18 protein-coding genes and 4 tRNA genes are annotated in these 13,677 nt (G+C 66.3%); 18 read left to right on the top strand and 4 right to left on the bottom strand.

The window, feature by feature from the left end; genetic code table 11:
- Positions 1–56: 56 nt before the first annotated feature.
- Together ACODSC_RS06770 and ACODSC_RS06765 are read right to left on the bottom strand one after the other, a co-directional pair.
- Positions 57–141, bottom strand: a tRNA-Leu gene (locus ACODSC_RS06770).
- Between the two features lie 95 nt (positions 142–236).
- The gene (locus ACODSC_RS06765) at positions 237–488 is read right to left on the bottom strand and encodes a FliM/FliN family flagellar motor switch protein (RefSeq protein WP_488812996.1); all 252 of its coding nucleotides are present in this window, start codon (positions 486–488) and stop codon (positions 237–239) included.
- Between the two features lie 66 nt (positions 489–554).
- Here ACODSC_RS06765 and lipB point away from each other — a divergent pair, with 66 nt between their 5' ends.
- From lipB to ACODSC_RS06745, 4 genes are all read left to right on the top strand, one after another.
- On the top strand, positions 555–1,271 hold the full coding sequence (gene lipB / locus ACODSC_RS06760; protein WP_488812994.1) for a lipoyl(octanoyl) transferase LipB: 717 nt from the start codon (positions 555–557) through the stop codon (positions 1,269–1,271).
- A gap of 126 nt (positions 1,272–1,397) precedes the next feature.
- Positions 1,398–2,882: a hypothetical protein gene (locus ACODSC_RS06755; protein WP_488812992.1), complete on the top strand. Its 1,485-nt coding sequence runs from the start codon at positions 1,398–1,400 to the stop codon at positions 2,880–2,882.
- A 72-nt stretch (positions 2,883–2,954) separates the two neighbouring features.
- Positions 2,955–3,449, top strand: coding sequence for a peptide-methionine (R)-S-oxide reductase MsrB (gene msrB / locus ACODSC_RS06750; protein WP_488812990.1), 495 nt, complete (start codon positions 2,955–2,957; stop codon positions 3,447–3,449).
- A gap of 48 nt (positions 3,450–3,497) precedes the next feature.
- A complete protein-coding gene (locus ACODSC_RS06745) occupies positions 3,498–4,088 on the top strand; it encodes a hypothetical protein (protein ID WP_488812988.1) in 591 nt (196 codons plus the stop codon).
- A 66-nt stretch (positions 4,089–4,154) separates the two neighbouring features.
- Here ACODSC_RS06745 and ACODSC_RS06740 read toward each other — a convergent pair.
- A tRNA-Thr gene (locus tag ACODSC_RS06740) sits at positions 4,155–4,229 on the bottom strand.
- Positions 4,230–4,310: 81 nt separating this feature from the next.
- On the opposite strand from ACODSC_RS06740, the gene ACODSC_RS06735 reads away from it, so the two are divergent.
- From ACODSC_RS06735 to ACODSC_RS06670, 14 genes are all read left to right on the top strand, one after another.
- The gene (locus tag ACODSC_RS06735; RefSeq protein WP_488812986.1) at positions 4,311–4,538 is read left to right on the top strand and encodes a hypothetical protein; all 228 of its coding nucleotides are present in this window, start codon (positions 4,311–4,313) and stop codon (positions 4,536–4,538) included.
- Positions 4,539–4,640: 102 nt separating this feature from the next.
- Complete coding sequence (gene murA / locus ACODSC_RS06730; RefSeq protein WP_488812984.1) at positions 4,641–5,930, top strand: UDP-N-acetylglucosamine 1-carboxyvinyltransferase; 1,290 nt, start codon at positions 4,641–4,643, stop codon at positions 5,928–5,930.
- Entirely contained in the window at positions 5,920–6,405 is a 486-nt protein-coding gene (locus ACODSC_RS06725) for a DUF2948 family protein (protein WP_488812982.1), read from the top strand. The genes murA and ACODSC_RS06725 overlap by 11 nt, the downstream gene beginning before the upstream one ends.
- Positions 6,402–6,869, top strand: coding sequence for a UPF0262 family protein (locus tag ACODSC_RS06720; RefSeq protein WP_488812980.1), 468 nt, complete (start codon positions 6,402–6,404; stop codon positions 6,867–6,869). Before ACODSC_RS06725 ends, ACODSC_RS06720 begins: the two co-directional genes overlap by 4 nt.
- A gap of 103 nt (positions 6,870–6,972) precedes the next feature.
- Entirely contained in the window at positions 6,973–7,191 is a 219-nt protein-coding gene (gene infA, locus ACODSC_RS06715; RefSeq protein ID WP_008261544.1) for a translation initiation factor IF-1, read from the top strand.
- Positions 7,192–7,203: 12 nt separating this feature from the next.
- Positions 7,204–7,779, top strand: a complete 576-nt coding sequence (locus ACODSC_RS06710; RefSeq protein WP_488812978.1) for a Maf family protein — start codon at positions 7,204–7,206, stop codon at positions 7,777–7,779.
- Positions 7,776–8,789 carry a ribonuclease E/G gene (locus tag ACODSC_RS06705; RefSeq protein ID WP_488812976.1) on the top strand — a complete coding sequence of 338 codons (1,014 nt, stop codon included), beginning with the start codon at positions 7,776–7,778 and terminating at the stop codon, positions 8,787–8,789. The genes ACODSC_RS06710 and ACODSC_RS06705 overlap by 4 nt, the downstream gene beginning before the upstream one ends.
- 12 nt (positions 8,790–8,801) lie before the next feature.
- On the top strand, positions 8,802–8,966 hold the full coding sequence (locus ACODSC_RS06700; protein WP_488812974.1) for a DNA gyrase inhibitor YacG: 165 nt from the start codon (positions 8,802–8,804) through the stop codon (positions 8,964–8,966).
- Between the two features lie 63 nt (positions 8,967–9,029).
- Positions 9,030–9,105, top strand: a tRNA-Phe gene (locus ACODSC_RS06695).
- 394 nt (positions 9,106–9,499) lie between these two features.
- On the top strand, positions 9,500–10,384 hold the full coding sequence (locus ACODSC_RS06690; protein WP_488813456.1) for a MotA/TolQ/ExbB proton channel family protein: 885 nt from the start codon (positions 9,500–9,502) through the stop codon (positions 10,382–10,384).
- Positions 10,385–10,389: 5 nt separating this feature from the next.
- Positions 10,390–10,827, top strand: a complete 438-nt coding sequence (locus ACODSC_RS06685) for an ExbD/TolR family protein (protein WP_488812972.1) — start codon at positions 10,390–10,392, stop codon at positions 10,825–10,827.
- Between the two features lie 11 nt (positions 10,828–10,838).
- Positions 10,839–11,558 carry an energy transducer TonB gene (locus ACODSC_RS06680; RefSeq protein ID WP_488812970.1) on the top strand — a complete coding sequence of 240 codons (720 nt, stop codon included), beginning with the start codon at positions 10,839–10,841 and terminating at the stop codon, positions 11,556–11,558.
- Between the two features lie 153 nt (positions 11,559–11,711).
- Positions 11,712–11,788: transfer RNA gene (locus tag ACODSC_RS06675), tRNA-His, on the top strand.
- Between the two features lie 98 nt (positions 11,789–11,886).
- Complete coding sequence (locus ACODSC_RS06670; RefSeq protein ID WP_488812968.1) at positions 11,887–12,873, top strand: aldo/keto reductase; 987 nt, start codon at positions 11,887–11,889, stop codon at positions 12,871–12,873.
- 73 nt (positions 12,874–12,946) lie between these two features.
- On the opposite strand, the gene ACODSC_RS06665 is transcribed toward ACODSC_RS06670, so the two are convergent.
- Complete coding sequence (locus tag ACODSC_RS06665; RefSeq protein ID WP_488812966.1) at positions 12,947–13,369, bottom strand: DUF2147 domain-containing protein; 423 nt, start codon at positions 13,367–13,369, stop codon at positions 12,947–12,949.
- Positions 13,370–13,677: the final 308 nt, after the last annotated feature.

The following is a 13,677-nucleotide window of genomic DNA, read 5'->3' as shown; positions in this document are numbered from 1 at the left end:
GCCTCCCTTGGTATGTCCAGCCGTAGTAAGCCGATGAATCGCCCTGTTTAGCCAGATGGTGCGGTCGAGAAGACTCGAACTTCCACGGGTTGCCCCACAGCGACCTCAACGCTGCGCGTCTACCAATTCCGCCACGACCGCTCGCATCGGAGCGGCGGCGAATAGACGAAGCCGCCGGAAAAGGAAAGCGGGAATTCGACGGCGGGCGACGCGTGAAGGGTCGCGACGTTTCCGGGTCAGGCGGACCCGGCCATGAAGTCGTAGACGTCGGCCGGGCGGGTGACGGTGATGGCGATGCGGTCGTCGCGAATCTCGATCTCGCCACGCGCGACCGGATAGTTGTTGGCCAGAATCCAGACTTCGTCGCCTTCGGCCGCGTCCAGGGGAATCACCGCGCCACGGCCCATGCGCAGCAGCTGGGACATCGGCAGCACCGATCGACCCAGAACCACGGAGATTTCGACATCGACGGCGTTGATTTGGGTCACGGAAACTCTCGATCACTCTAAGGCCGTCCTCTTGCGAAAACGCCTTGGGGTCCACATTGAAGCTTCATGCTTGCTGAGCCGTTAAGCCCGTCCCTTCAGAAACTGCGTCTCGACGACGGCCGGCCGGTCGAGTGGGCGGTTTCGAAAGGCTATGTCGACTACGCCGCCGCTGAGGCTTTCATGGAGGCGCGGGTCGCAGCCATTGCGGCGGGCGAGGCGGCGGAGATGGTGTGGCTGCTGGAGCATTCGCCGCTCTACACCGCAGGGGTCTCGGCCAGGGACGAGGACCTGCTGGATGCTGGCCGATTCCCGGTGCACCGCACGGGGCGGGGCGGGCAGTTCACCTATCATGGGCCGGGCCAGCGCGTGGCCTATGTGATGCTGGATCTGAACCGGCGCGGAAAGGACGTGCGCTGTTTCGTGCGCGGGCTGGAGCTTTGGTTGATTGGCGCCCTGGCCGACTTCGGCGTCGCCGCCGACGTCAGGCCCGGCCGCGTCGGCGTGTGGGTGGAGCGCAAGGGCGCGGGCTGGTCGCGCGAGGACAAGATCGCCGCCATCGGCGTCAAGGTGCGCAAATGGGTCAGCTTTCACGGGATCAGTCTGAACGTGGAGCCCGACCTGGACCATTTCAGCGGCATCGTGCCGTGCGGCATTCAGGAGCATGGGGTGACCAGTCTGGTCGATCTGGGCGTTCTGGCGACGATGGACGAGGCGGACGGCGCCTTGCGGACCAGCTTCGACGCGATCTTCGGCGCGGCGGTCGAGGTTCCGGGCCCGCTATGAGGCGCGCCGCATCGCCGCAGTTGGTATGACAATCGGGCGAAATCCTGTCCGGCGGGCTTGGCAAGCGTGGGACGCATGAGGTTTAACGACCGCCACGAGCTTGAATAGCAGGCCGCAGGAGACCCCATGAATCGCATGATCGCCGCCGCTTCGGCCGCCGTCCTGTCCTTGACCGTCGCCGCAGGCGCAGCGGTCGCTCAGGACTTCCGCGCCCTGGCGCAACAAGACCTTCAGACCGCCCACGACGCCCTGGCCGCCAACCACCCCGCCGCCGTCGTCCCCGGCGCGCCCAGCGAGCCCTTTCGCACCTGGGTCGATGCAGGCCTGGCCGACGCCATGGGCAAGGTGGGGCGCGTCAACAGCGGCGACAGCCACGCCTATCTGATGCGCTACTACGCCAACGGTTTCCGCGATTCGAACATCGCGATCCGCCCCACCTACGAAGGCCTCGGCCCGTTCTTCGCAACCAGCTGGCCGGGTGTGACCACGGCCTGGCGCAACGACCAGTATGTCGTCTCCTATGTGAAGCCGGGCGTCCGCAACGTGCCGCCGGTCGGCGCGACCCTGGTCAAGTGCGGCGACAAGACCGCCGCTCAGCTGGCCGACGAGCGTCTGGACCGCTGGGAAGGCGATCTGACGACCGAGGCCGGTCGCGTCCGCACGGCGCCCTATCTGCTGTGGAACCGCAACAACCCCTTCACCGGCGGCGTGCCCTCGCTGTGCACCTTCAAGGTCGGTCGCCGCGACCGTGATTTCCAGATGCAGCCCCAGCCGGCCGACGCCGCCAGCCTGGAAGCCGCCTATCGCGCCACCGTCTATATGCCGGGCGCCAATCCGCTGGCGGTCGAAATGGTCGACGGCCGGCCCTGGATTCACGTCCACACCCTGGCGGACGACGCCGGATGGGACTCCTTCTTCGCCGCCGTCGAGGGCCAGCTGCCCGCCATTCGCGGCGCCCAAGGCCTGGTCATCGATCTGCGGGGCGCCAACGGCGCATCGCTGAACGCGACCGGCAAGGGCTATGGCCTAGCCAACCGCATCTGGACGCCGGAGTTTACTGTCAGCCGCCAGCCGGAAGCCGGTTCGATCACCTATCGCGCCACCCAGGCAAACCGCCAGTGGTTCGCTGACACCCTGGGCCGGATGCAGGCCGATCCCCGCTTCGTCGCCGAGTCCGGTCCGGTGATCGAACAGACCCAGGCCATCGTTGCCGCCTTCGACGCGGCGCTCGCCGCGAACCAGCCGACCTTCAGCATGCCGGGCCGCGCGTCCGTGGCGGACACCGGTGCGGCCAACCCCGTTGCCGGCCAGGTGGTTGTTCTGGTCGACGGCGGCTGCACCAGCGGTTGCCTGGACACGCTGGACCTGCTGACGCGCCTGCCGAACGTGCGGCTGGCCGGATCGGTCACGGCCGAGGATTCGATCTTCATCGAGCCGACCGTGCTGCGCCTGCCGTCGAACTATGCCGAGCTGAGCTATGGCCACAAGGCCTGGACGACGCGCCAGCGCGGCAACGACGCGCCCTTCACCCCGGCGCAGGGTCTGGCCTACACGGGCTCGGCGACCGACGAGGCGGCCGTCCGCACCTGGGTCGGCACGCTGTTCCAGTAAAAACGCAGCGCGAACGGATCAAGGGCCGGGCAGGGGGTGGAACCTCGGCCCGGCCCTTCCCATTTGCAGACCATGACCGAACTCGCCCAAACCTCCGAAACCCTGCGTTCGCCCTCCGGCTATGATCTGACGCCCCCCGACGACGCAAAGCGCGCCCGTCTGGAAGCGGACCTGAACGCCGAGGAAAAGCGCGTTCTGCTGTCCCACGGCACCGAGGCGCCCTTCTGCGGCACCCTGCTGGGCGAGAAACGGGCAGGCGTCTTTTGCTGCCGTGAATGCGGCCTGCCGCTGTTCAAGAGCGGAACCAAGTTCGAGAGCGGCACGGGATGGCCCAGCTTCACCCAACCGGTGGACGACAGCCACGTCCACGAGATTCGCGACACCAGCTACGGCATGGTGCGGATCGAAACCCAGTGCGCCCGCTGCGGCAGCCACCAGGGACACGTCTTCCCCGACGGTCCGCCGCCCACAGGCAATCGCTATTGCATCAACTCCGTCGCCCTGACCTTCGTGGCCGAGGGCGAGGCCCTTCCGGACCCGCTCCATCGGGGCGATGGAAACGCCTGACCTTGGCCTTATTCGCCGTGCTAGGATGATGTTGAACGGAGACGCCGCATGCTGATCGCAGGATTGTTGGCCGCCATGGCTCTGACCGCGTCGGACGGCGATCCCGACGGCGTGGTCACGACCGCACCCTCGAACGCTCCCACCTTGGCCCAGGCCATGGCTGCGGTGCCTGAGGCTCCGTCTGCGGCCCCGACGGCCCAGGACGCCGCGCCGCACGGCATGACGACCGAGCAGCAGATCCAGCAGTGGATCGAATCCCGTACGCCGGGCGCCAGCTTCGATGAAACCGTCGATGCCGGACTCAAGGACGACCGCCAGATGCACGGCATGGTCGAGGCCGGAATCGGCACCGGCGGCTATCGCAGCTATGGCGCGGCGGTGTCTCTGCCCGTGGGCGAGAACGGCCGCCTGGACCTGGCCTACCGCGAGGGTCGCAACGAACCCTGGGGGTATGGCTATGGCGGGGGATACGGTCTGCGCGGTCCTGGCTTCTACCCGCCCTATGGCGGCGGGTGGCGCGGCCGAGGCTATGGCGGCGACACCACGACCAAGTCGCTGTCGATGGGCTTCAGCTGGAACAAGGATGGCGACACCGACGATCGCGATCCCTACCGTCGAGGCCTGTCCGCCTACGACTGAGCGGTTCTGGGTTGGATTGGAGATGCAAAAAGGCCCGGCGATAGCCGGGCCTTTTCAGTTCTCAGATGGTGCCGCCGGGGGGAATCGAACCCACGACCTCAGCCTTACCAAGGATGCGCTCTACCACTGAGCTACGGCGGCCCCGACTGAGGAAGCGGCCGTATAGCCAAACCCATCCGGAGAGGGAAGCGGCTTTTTGGTCATCTGAAAGAAAGTTTGGACATGGCCAGCGATCACGGCATCATCTCCAGCATGACACGCCCCCCACACGACGCCGATACTCCTGCCGCAGCCGCCGCGCAGACGCCGCCCGTCGAATCGGGTCCCGAGTTCGAGATCGCGCGCGCCAAGGCGGACAAGGCGATTCGGCTGGCCTCCGCCCTTCGCGCCAACCTGCGTCGGCGCAAGGCGCCGCAGCGCACGCCGGCCGCGCCGAGAGACAGCAACTGAAAGTCATCGGTTTCGGGCCTCACAGCCCTTTGGCAAGCGACGGACGACTTGCTAGAGAACGATCCCCCCGAGGCGTTCCCTTCGGGCGCGCTTAAGGACGTCATGGACAGCATAGCCATTCAGGGCGGCGCACAGCTTCACGGGGACATCCCCGTCAGCGGCGCCAAGAACTCCGCCATCAAGCTGATGGCCGCCTCGATCCTGACTGATCAGCCTCTGCTGCTGACCAATATGCCGCGTCTGGCGGACACCCGGTTCCTGGGCCAGCTGCTGCGCCAGTTCGGCGTGGACGTCATCGAGCGCGACGGGGCGGACGGGCAGGAGAGCCTGTTCCACGCCAAGGCGCTGACCTCGACCTTCGCCCCCTATGATCTGGTTCGCCAGATGCGGGCCTCGTTCAACGTGCTGGGGCCGCTGCTGGCGCGGACCGGCGAGGCCAAGGTCTCGCTGCCGGGCGGCTGCACCATCGGTGCGCGGCCGGTGGATCTGCACCTGCAGGCCCTGACCGCCTTGGGCGCCGAGATCGAGCTGGACGAAGGCTACGTCACCGCCAAGGCGCCCAAGGGGCTGAAGGGCGCGGAGATCGAGTTCCCGTTCGTTTCCGTCGGCGCGACCGAACACGCCCTGCTGGCCGCCGTTCTGGCGCAGGGCACGACCGTGCTGCGCCGTGCGGCGCGCGAGCCCGAGATCGGTGATCTGGCGCGCTGCCTGATCGCAATGGGCGCCAGGATCGAGGGCGTCGACACCGATGTGCTGACCATCACCGGCGTCTCTTCGTTGAGCGGCACGACCTGGTCGGTGATTCCCGACCGAATCGAGATGGGCTCCTACGCCGTCGCCGCCGCGATGGCGGGCGGCGAGGTCCGTCTGACCAAGGCGCGGCCCGAGCTGATCGGCGCGTTGACCGACAAGATGATCGCGGCCGGCGTCGAGGTGTCGCCCACCATCGAAGGCGTGCTGATCAAGCGCGACCCGAAACAGCGGCTGAAGGCCGTCGACGTCGAGACCGCCATCTATCCGGGCTTCGCCACCGATCTGCAGGCCCAGTTCATGGCGCTGATGACCACGGCTGACGGCGTCAGCACGGTGCGCGAGACCATTTTCGAGAACCGGTTCATGCACGTGCCGGAACTGGCGCGGCTGGGGGCCGAGATTTCGGTCCAAGCGGGCGAGGCTCAGGTGCATGGGGTCGAGGCTTTGCATGGCGCCCAGGTGATGGCGACCGATCTTCGCGCGTCGATGTGTCTGGTCATCGCGGGTCTTGTCGCAGAAGGTGAGACCACGGTCGGCCGCGTCTATCATCTGGATCGCGGTTTCGAGCGGCTGGAAGAGAAGCTCGGCGCCTGCGGCGCGGATATTCGGCGGATTAAAGGAACGGGTGATGAGCACTGACATCGACGGCGTTCCGCCTGTGCCCAACGCGCCGGTCGAGCCGCTGCGTCTGCTGGCCGAGGACGCCGACGATCTTCAGATCATCTCCGCCGCCCTGCAGGACGCGATCCTGCGGCCCGTCGACATCGTCTGGGAAAAGCAGGCCCGCACCCTTACCATCGCCTTCAGCCGGTTCTGCTGGGAGTGCGGGGGGACGCGTGTCATGTGCGCCATGCAGTTCGGCGACGTGGAGGCGGTCAAGAGCCGTCGCCTGCCGCGCAATCCTGACGCCTCGCTGGAGCTGCTGGCGCTCGACTTCGTGCCAACGGACGCGCCGGGCGGCAAGGTCATACTGATGTTCGCGGGCGGCGGGGATCTGCGGGTCGATGTCGAATGCCTCGACGCCGTGGTCACGGACATCTCCGAGCGCTGGCCGGCCCGCGTCGCGCCGACCCATCTGGACGCCGTGCCCCTGGACGACGGGCGGCCGGAATGAGCGGGGCGCACAAACTCGCTTCGGTCGAACTGGACGCCGCGACCCTGCCGGCCGCGACAGCAGAGATCGAACACGAACGCCGGGTCGCCATCTTCGACCTCGTTGAAAAGAACAGCTTCGAGCCGGTGGGTGCCGAAGGCGGGCCGTATCAGCTGAAACTGTCGTTGCAGGACAACCGTCTGGTGTTCGACATCACGGGGACTGAGTTCAATCGGACCTACGCCATCAGCCTGACGCCGCTGAAGGGGGTGATCAAAGACTATCTGCTGATCTGCGACAGCTATTACGAGGCGCTGCGCGGGTCGTCGGCCAGCCAGATCGAATCGGTCGATATGGGTCGGCGCGGCCTGCACAACGAGGGCGCCGATCAGCTCAAGACGCGGCTGGACGGCAAGATCGTGGTCGATCATGAGACCGCGCGGCGGCTGTTTACGCTGCTCTGCGCCCTCTACCGTCGCGGCTGACCTCGACTATCTCTGTGTTTTGGGGCATTAGGCCCGTCCATTCCGCCCCTCGCGCCCGCCCGGCGTGGGGTCGAACGCATATTCAACGGGCGTGAGAGGCCGCATGGCTAAGGAAGAACTGCTCGAGTTTCCCGGCACCGTCAGCGAACTGCTGCCGAACGCCACCTTCCGCGTGACGCTCGAGAACGACCACGAAATCATCGCCCACACGGCGGGCAAGATGCGCAAGAACCGCATCCGCGTGCTGGCCGGCGACAAGGTTCTGGTGGAAATGACGCCCTACGACCTGACCAAGGGTCGCATCACCTATCGCTTCAAGTAAGGGGCGGCTCGCATGAGCCGGCCTGAGCTGGTGCTGGCCTCGTCCAGTCCGCGCCGCATCGAGCTGCTGGCGCAGGTCGGGATCACGCCCGACCATATCGACCCCGCCGACATCGACGAGACGCCGCTGAAGGGCGAGACGCCGCCGCGTCTCGCCGAACGTTTGGCGACGTCCAAGGCCCAGGTCGTGGCGGCCCGTTGTCCCGAGGCGGTTGTCATCGCCGCCGATACGGTCGTGGCGGTGGGGCGGCGCTTTCTCGAGAAGGCGGCGGATGAGGCCGAGGCGACACGATTTCTGAAACTGCTGTCCGGCCGCAATCACCGGGTCTTCACCGGCGTGGCCGTCGTGCGCGGCGGCAAGCTCTCGTCGCGTGTCAACGAGACGCGCGTCACCTTCAAGCCGCTGTCGGATCATGAGATCGCGACCTATGTCGCCACCGGCGACTGGCGCGGCAAGGCTGGCGGCTACGGCATCCAGGGCCCGGCGGGGGCCTTCGTCCAGCGAATCGTCGGCAGCCATCCATCGGTTATGGGCCTGCCGGTCTACGAGGCCGTCCAGTTGCTGAACGGCGTCGGCTGGCGTCCATGACCGGCGAGGTCGAGGTCTTCCTCGACGAGACGCCGGGCGAGACGCGCGGCGCGGTCCTGCGAGACGGCCGTTACACCCACCTGCTGATCCAGCGCGAAAGCGATACGCCGCAAGATCGGCTGGGCGCCCGGTCGATCGGTCGGGTGGTCGAGGTCAATCCCGGCTTGCGCGGGGCCTTCGTCGATATGGGAAGCGCCACCCCGGCCTTCCTGTCGTTCAATCGCAGCGACCGTCTGACGCAGGGCGAGCGGTTGGAGGTGGTGGTCACCGCCGAACCGCGCGCCGGAAAGGGTGCGGCCGTTCGTCGCCTCGGGCCGGGGGAGGGCGCGCCGCGTCTGCTGCAGCCGGGTCTCGATGTCGCGGACCAGTTGCGCAGCCTCGCGCCTGGCGTGGAATCACAGACCGGAACCACGGCCATCGACGTCGTGCTGGAGGCTGAAGAAGAGGCTCTGGCCCGGAATCATGTCTTCGCGCCCCAAGGCGTCGATCTTTCGATCGAGCGTACGCGCGCCCTGATCGCCATAGATATGGACTACGCTCCGACCGCGGGGCGCGACGCCAAACAGGGCAGGGCGGCGGCGAATCGAGAAGGGCTGCGCGAGGCCGCCCGTCTGGTGGGCTTGAAGAACTGGGCGGGACTGGTGGTCGTCGATCTCGTGGGCGACGGACAGGAGGCCGACGCGCAGATGAAGGCTGCGCGCGCCGCCTTCGCCCACGAACGCCAGGCGGTGTTCGCGCCGGTCAGCCGGTTCGGCCTGCTTCAGATTGCGCTGCCCTGGCGCTACAAGCCGATCGACGAGGTGCTGCTGAACGCCGCCGGCCGCCCGACGCTGGAGACGCGCGCCCTGGCCTTGGTCCGGCGGCTGCGCCGGGACATGCTGGCCGACACCGCGTCGCCTCGCGTCGTCGTGCGTTGCAGTCCCGATGAAGCGGCGGTCGCCGCGCCGCTGGCCGCCCGCCTCGGACCCCGCGCCGTGCTTCAGGCGGACGGCGTCCGACCTGAACAATAAGAGAGAGCCCCCATGGCCACATGCCCGATTTGTCGCAAGGCCGACGCCGATCCCAAGTACAAGCCGTTCTGCTCGCGCCGCTGTTCGGAGGTCGATCTGCAGCGCTGGTTCACCGGCGCCTACGCCATACCGGCCGCCCTCGACGAGGGCGCGGAAGATGATGTCGAAAACGACTGAAACGACGCTGGACACATAAAACCGGCTCGCCTATAGACCCCGCTCTCGCGACGCCGCGTCGGCGCCTGGATAGCTCAGCTGGTAGAGCAGCGGATTGAAAATCCGCGTGTCGGTGGTTCGAACCCGCCTCCAGGCACCATCTTCGAAACAAGATTGCGTCGCCCCGCACCCCACCATCACTAAAATGTCGCGTTTGGCCGTTTTGATGACTGTCAGAGCAAGAGTTCGCCCCCATCTTCGCTGATGGGGCGAAATCAGCCGCTTCGCCCTTGACGCTCCGGTAAGGGTTCGTCAAAGGGTTGGGACGCCCTCCCAGAGGGCGTTCTGATCGGGTCCGAGGACAATAACTCCGACGATCTGTTCACCACGGTGATCGACCGGGCAACCGGATCGCACGCCACACGTATTCAGCGGGCTGCGTTCTTTGAAGAAGGCGGGGCCTGGTGAAGGAAACATTTCAGGTTGGGGGGCGGTCGCTGACTATGGCCGCACCTTTGGTTCCACGAGTCAGACCAAGCAGGAACTGGCGAATTATGCTGAACAGCAAAAAGACGAACATCCTTCTCGCTATGGCCGGCGCCGCCGCGCTGATGGCGAGCTCGCCGGTTCTGGCTCAAGAGCCGACCGAGCCAACTCCGGCCGCCGCATCTGCGGCTATGGCCCCTGCCGCTCCGGCGACCCCGGAAGCCGATCCCGCATCCGTCGGTGAAGCCGTCGGCGGCGGTCACAGCGGCGGCATCACCCCGATCTCCATGTTCATGGAAGCCACGGTCGTCGTTAAGGTCGTCATGGCCGGCCTGCTGCTGGCCTCGATCTTCTCGTGGACCCTGCTGCTCATCAAGCTGTTCGAGTTCGGCGCTCTGAACCGCAAGACGGACGCCTTCCTCGAAAACTTCCGCGGCGCCCGCACCATCGCGGACATGCGCGCCGTTTCAACCTCGGAAGAGTTCGACGGCAACCCGCTGGCCGATATGGCCGCTGCGGCCACCGAGGAAATCGAACTGTCGCGTCAATCGGGCCTCTCGGTTGTCGGTGATCACCAAGAGTCGGCCTTGGGCCGCGCTCAAGCCGCCGTCTCGGCCGTTCAAGCCGGTCTGGCCAAGCGCCTGTCGGGCGGCCAGCAGTTCCTTGCCTCCGTCGGTTCGACCGGTCCGTTCGTCGGTCTGTTCGGCACCGTGTACGGCATCATGAACTCCTTCATCGGCATCGCGGAATCCAACACGACCAACCTTGCCGTCGTTGCTCCGGGTATCGCTGAAGCCCTGCTCGCCACCGGTATCGGCCTGTTCGCCGCTATCCCCGCGGTTATCTTCTACAACTACTTCAACACCCGCATCTCGGCCTACGGCACGCGTGCGGACGGCTTCAACGCTGAACTGATCAACGGCATCTCGCGTCAACTCGACAAGGGAGCATAAGACGGATGGCCGCCAAGCTTTCATCAGGCGGCGGTGGGAAGTACCAGATCGAGGCCAACAGCGATATCAACGTTACGCCTTTCGTTGATATCATGTTGGTTCTCCTGATCATCTTCATGGTGGCCGCGCCTCTGGCCTCCGTGTCGGTGCCGGTGGAACTTCCTTCTGCAGTCGCCAAGCCGGCGCCCAATCCGCCCAAGCCGGTTTATATTTCGATCCAGAACGATGGCGACGTCTTCGTCGGGGACTTCCGCTCCAGCACCTCCACGTTGGGCGAAGACCTGAAGGAGCAGATCGGAAGCCGTAATCCGGCCGATGAGCGCATCTTCATTCGTGGCGACCAGAACACCCGGTACGGCGACTTCATGCAGGTCATGAACGCCCTCCAGGACAACGGTTTCTACAGCGTCGCCTTGGTCGGCGAAGACCAGTCTACGCAGTAGGGCGAGGTGCAATGACAGACGTCACTTATCACCGCAGTCGTTATGACGCGCCGAAGAAGAAGGGCTTCATGGGGGTTCCGACCCCTGTGCTGCTGGTCTGCCTTCTGGTCGTCACCATCCTGTTCGCGCTTCTGCTGTTCTTCCTGCAACAGTCGAAGTTCAAGCTGAAGGAATTCAACTACGTCGACGAGTCGGTCGAGGTTGAGTTGGTCGAGCCGGTTCCGCCGCCTCCGCCGCCTCCGCCGCCCCCGCCTCCGCCGACCGATACGCCGCCGCCGCCGAAGCTTCAGGTGCGTGTGCCGGCTCCGGTTCCGAACGTGACTCCGCCCCCGCCGGTGAACATTACGCCGACGAAGAAGGAAGATCGGGTTGAATACACGGGTCCGCCCGTGAACATCCCGGGACCGCCGCCGCCGCCCGCGCCTCCGGCTCCGCCGCGTCCGTCCACGATCACGAACGTCCAGTGGGCGCGCCAGCCGCGTCCGACCGCAAACGACTTCCCGTCGCGAGCCCTGGAACGCGAGATCAGCGGATCGGCTACTGTCGAGTGCACCGCGCGCTCCAACGGTTCCCCGGCGAACTGCCGCGTGGTGTCGGAAGAGCCTGCGGGTATGGGCTTCGGCCGCGCCGCCATTCGGGTGGTTCAGCGTGGACAACTGTCCCCGCGGACCGTCGACGGCGCCGCCCAGGACGCGACCTTCCGCGTCCGGGTGCCCTTCACCCTCGGGTGAGCCGAAAGGCGATCAGAACAGACGCCCCGGAGAGCAATCTCCGGGGCGTTTTTCGTTTGCGGTGGGGTCGGTCGATATCTCATGACGAAATGTCATCAAGCTGCTTGATCGCCCGTCTCAGGACCGGTAGAGAACGCCCCTCGCGATGCGCGGGCCGCCTTAGCTCAGTTGGTTAGAGCGCCGGTTTGTGGAACCGGAGGTCCTCAGTTCAAGCCTGAGAGGCGGTACCATCGCAAAGGGCGGACGGGCTTGAAGCCCGCCGCCGCCGCGACCATCTCCTGATAGTCGGCAGGTTCGCCGATCCCCTACATCGACAGGAGAGCGCCACATGAAGACGCGCACACTGGGTCCGAACGGACCCGAGGTTTCGGCCATCGGGCTGGGCTGTATGGGCATGAGCGCCTTCTACGGCGGCGGCGACGAGGCCCAGTCGATCTCGGTCATCCACCGCGCGCTGGATCTGGGCGTCACCCTGTTCGACACGGCCGAGATGTATGGCCCGCACACCAATGAGGTGCTGGTCGGCAAGGCGCTGAAGGATCGGCGCGACGAAGCCTTCATCGCCACCAAGTTCGGCATCAACTACAACGCCGACCGCTCCAAGCTGATGATCGACGGCAGCCCCGCGAACGTCCGCCGCGCCATCGAAGGCAGCCTGCAGCGCCTGGGCGTCGATCACGTCGATCTCTACTACCTGCACCGGGTCGATCCGGACACGCCGATCGAGGAGACGGTCGGGGCCATGGCCGAGCTGGTGACCGAGGGCAAGGTGAGGTTCCTGGGCCTGTCGGAGGCTGCGCCCGAGACCCTGCGCAAGGCCCATGCGACCCATCCGATCACGGCGCTCCAGACCGAATACTCGCTTTGGAGCCGCGAGCCGGAGGAAGAGCTGTTCTCGGTCGTGCGCGAGCTGGGCGTCGGCTTCGTGCCCTATAGCCCGCTGGGCCGCGGCTTCCTGTCGGGGGACATCAGGTCCATCGACGATCTGGCGCCTGACGACTTCCGCCGCAGCAATCCCCGCTTCATGGGCGAGAACTTCCAGAAGAACCTGGATCTGGTCGAGGCGGTGAAGGCGATCGCCGCAGACAAGGGCGTCACCGCCGCCCAGTTGGCGCTGGCCTGGGTGCTGGCGCAGGGCGAGGATCTGGTTCCCATCCCCGGCACCCGAAGGGTCGCCACGCTGGAGCAGAATGTCGCCGCCGCAGACATCGCCCTGAGCCCGGAAGACCTGTCGCGCATCGAGGCGGTCTTCCCCAAGGGGGCGGCGGTCGGCCACCGCTACGCCGAGGCGGCGCGGGCGGCCCTGAACCGCTGAGACGACGACGGCGTCCATGAAGAGGCCCGGCCGGAGCGATCCGACCGGGCCTCTGTCCGTTAGGGCGCGTGGCCTACTGGATGCGGGTCCAGGTCTGGGTCTTGCACAGGGGAGCGATGATACAGCCGCGCAGACGCAGGCTGTTGTCGTTGGTCATGGTGATGGTGCCGCGATAGGTGCCGCCGTCGGCGGGGTTGTAGACCGAGCCGTTGCGCCATTCCGTGGGGCCGCCGGTGAAGCCGGTCAGCATGGGCAGGTTGCGCAGGGTGCGGCCGCGCAGGTCGGCGTTGCGGTTGTGCTGGTCGCGGGCGTTGGCGTCGGCCCGGATGTGGTCCGAGGTCACCAGCGTGCCGCACAGCGCCTGGCCGCAGCGGGCGATGCGGACCTGGCCGCCGTTGGTGGGGGTCTGCCACAGTCCGGTCGGGTCGCCGGCCAGGGCGGGAGAGGCGAGGGCGGTCGCCAGGGCGGCGGCGGCCAGCAGGATCTTGGTCTTCATGGTCGTTCCCTTTGCTCGGATCGGTTCGCCGACCCGTTGAGATGCAGGGTGGTCCGGGTTTCGGTTCAAAACAAGGCTGAACCGATCACCTTATCGCAATGAAAACCGGACCTTAGGGAAGGTTTGGAGCGGGCGTCATGATGAAATGTGCACGATGCCGCCACAATAAAAAAGCAGTGCACTTTCGTGCACTTTTCGGCGTCCGAGGCCGGTGCGTCAGGGATGTCCGGCGGCGATGTCAAAGACCTGGACGAGATTATAAGCCCGTTCGAGGGCCTGCTGGGTTTGCGGCGTGATAAATCTTCAAG

Source organism: Brevundimonas sp. FG128 (genome assembly GCF_057809775.1).
This window is presented reverse-complemented; position numbering and strand designations above follow the sequence as displayed.

Coding starts and splice junctions, on each gene's coding strand:
- lipB (WP_488812994.1), top strand. CDS start 555: ATGCTTGCTGAGCCGTTAAGCCCGTCCCTTCAGAAACTGCGTCTCGAC.
- ACODSC_RS06755 (WP_488812992.1), top strand. CDS start 1,398: ATGAATCGCATGATCGCCGCCGCTTCGGCCGCCGTCCTGTCCTTGACC.
- msrB (WP_488812990.1), top strand. CDS start 2,955: ATGACCGAACTCGCCCAAACCTCCGAAACCCTGCGTTCGCCCTCCGGC.
- ACODSC_RS06745 (WP_488812988.1), top strand. CDS start 3,498: ATGCTGATCGCAGGATTGTTGGCCGCCATGGCTCTGACCGCGTCGGAC.
- ACODSC_RS06735 (WP_488812986.1), top strand. CDS start 4,311: ATGGCCAGCGATCACGGCATCATCTCCAGCATGACACGCCCCCCACAC.
- murA (WP_488812984.1), top strand. CDS start 4,641: ATGGACAGCATAGCCATTCAGGGCGGCGCACAGCTTCACGGGGACATC.
- ACODSC_RS06725 (WP_488812982.1), top strand. CDS start 5,920: ATGAGCACTGACATCGACGGCGTTCCGCCTGTGCCCAACGCGCCGGTC.
- ACODSC_RS06720 (WP_488812980.1), top strand. CDS start 6,402: ATGAGCGGGGCGCACAAACTCGCTTCGGTCGAACTGGACGCCGCGACC.
- infA (WP_008261544.1), top strand. CDS start 6,973: ATGGCTAAGGAAGAACTGCTCGAGTTTCCCGGCACCGTCAGCGAACTG.
- ACODSC_RS06710 (WP_488812978.1), top strand. CDS start 7,204: ATGAGCCGGCCTGAGCTGGTGCTGGCCTCGTCCAGTCCGCGCCGCATC.
- ACODSC_RS06705 (WP_488812976.1), top strand. CDS start 7,776: ATGACCGGCGAGGTCGAGGTCTTCCTCGACGAGACGCCGGGCGAGACG.
- ACODSC_RS06700 (WP_488812974.1), top strand. CDS start 8,802: ATGGCCACATGCCCGATTTGTCGCAAGGCCGACGCCGATCCCAAGTAC.
- ACODSC_RS06690 (WP_488813456.1), top strand. CDS start 9,500: ATGCTGAACAGCAAAAAGACGAACATCCTTCTCGCTATGGCCGGCGCC.
- ACODSC_RS06685 (WP_488812972.1), top strand. CDS start 10,390: ATGGCCGCCAAGCTTTCATCAGGCGGCGGTGGGAAGTACCAGATCGAG.
- ACODSC_RS06680 (WP_488812970.1), top strand. CDS start 10,839: ATGACAGACGTCACTTATCACCGCAGTCGTTATGACGCGCCGAAGAAG.
- ACODSC_RS06670 (WP_488812968.1), top strand. CDS start 11,887: ATGAAGACGCGCACACTGGGTCCGAACGGACCCGAGGTTTCGGCCATC.
- ACODSC_RS06665 (WP_488812966.1), bottom strand. CDS start 13,369: ATGAAGACCAAGATCCTGCTGGCCGCCGCCGCCCTGGCGACCGCCCTC.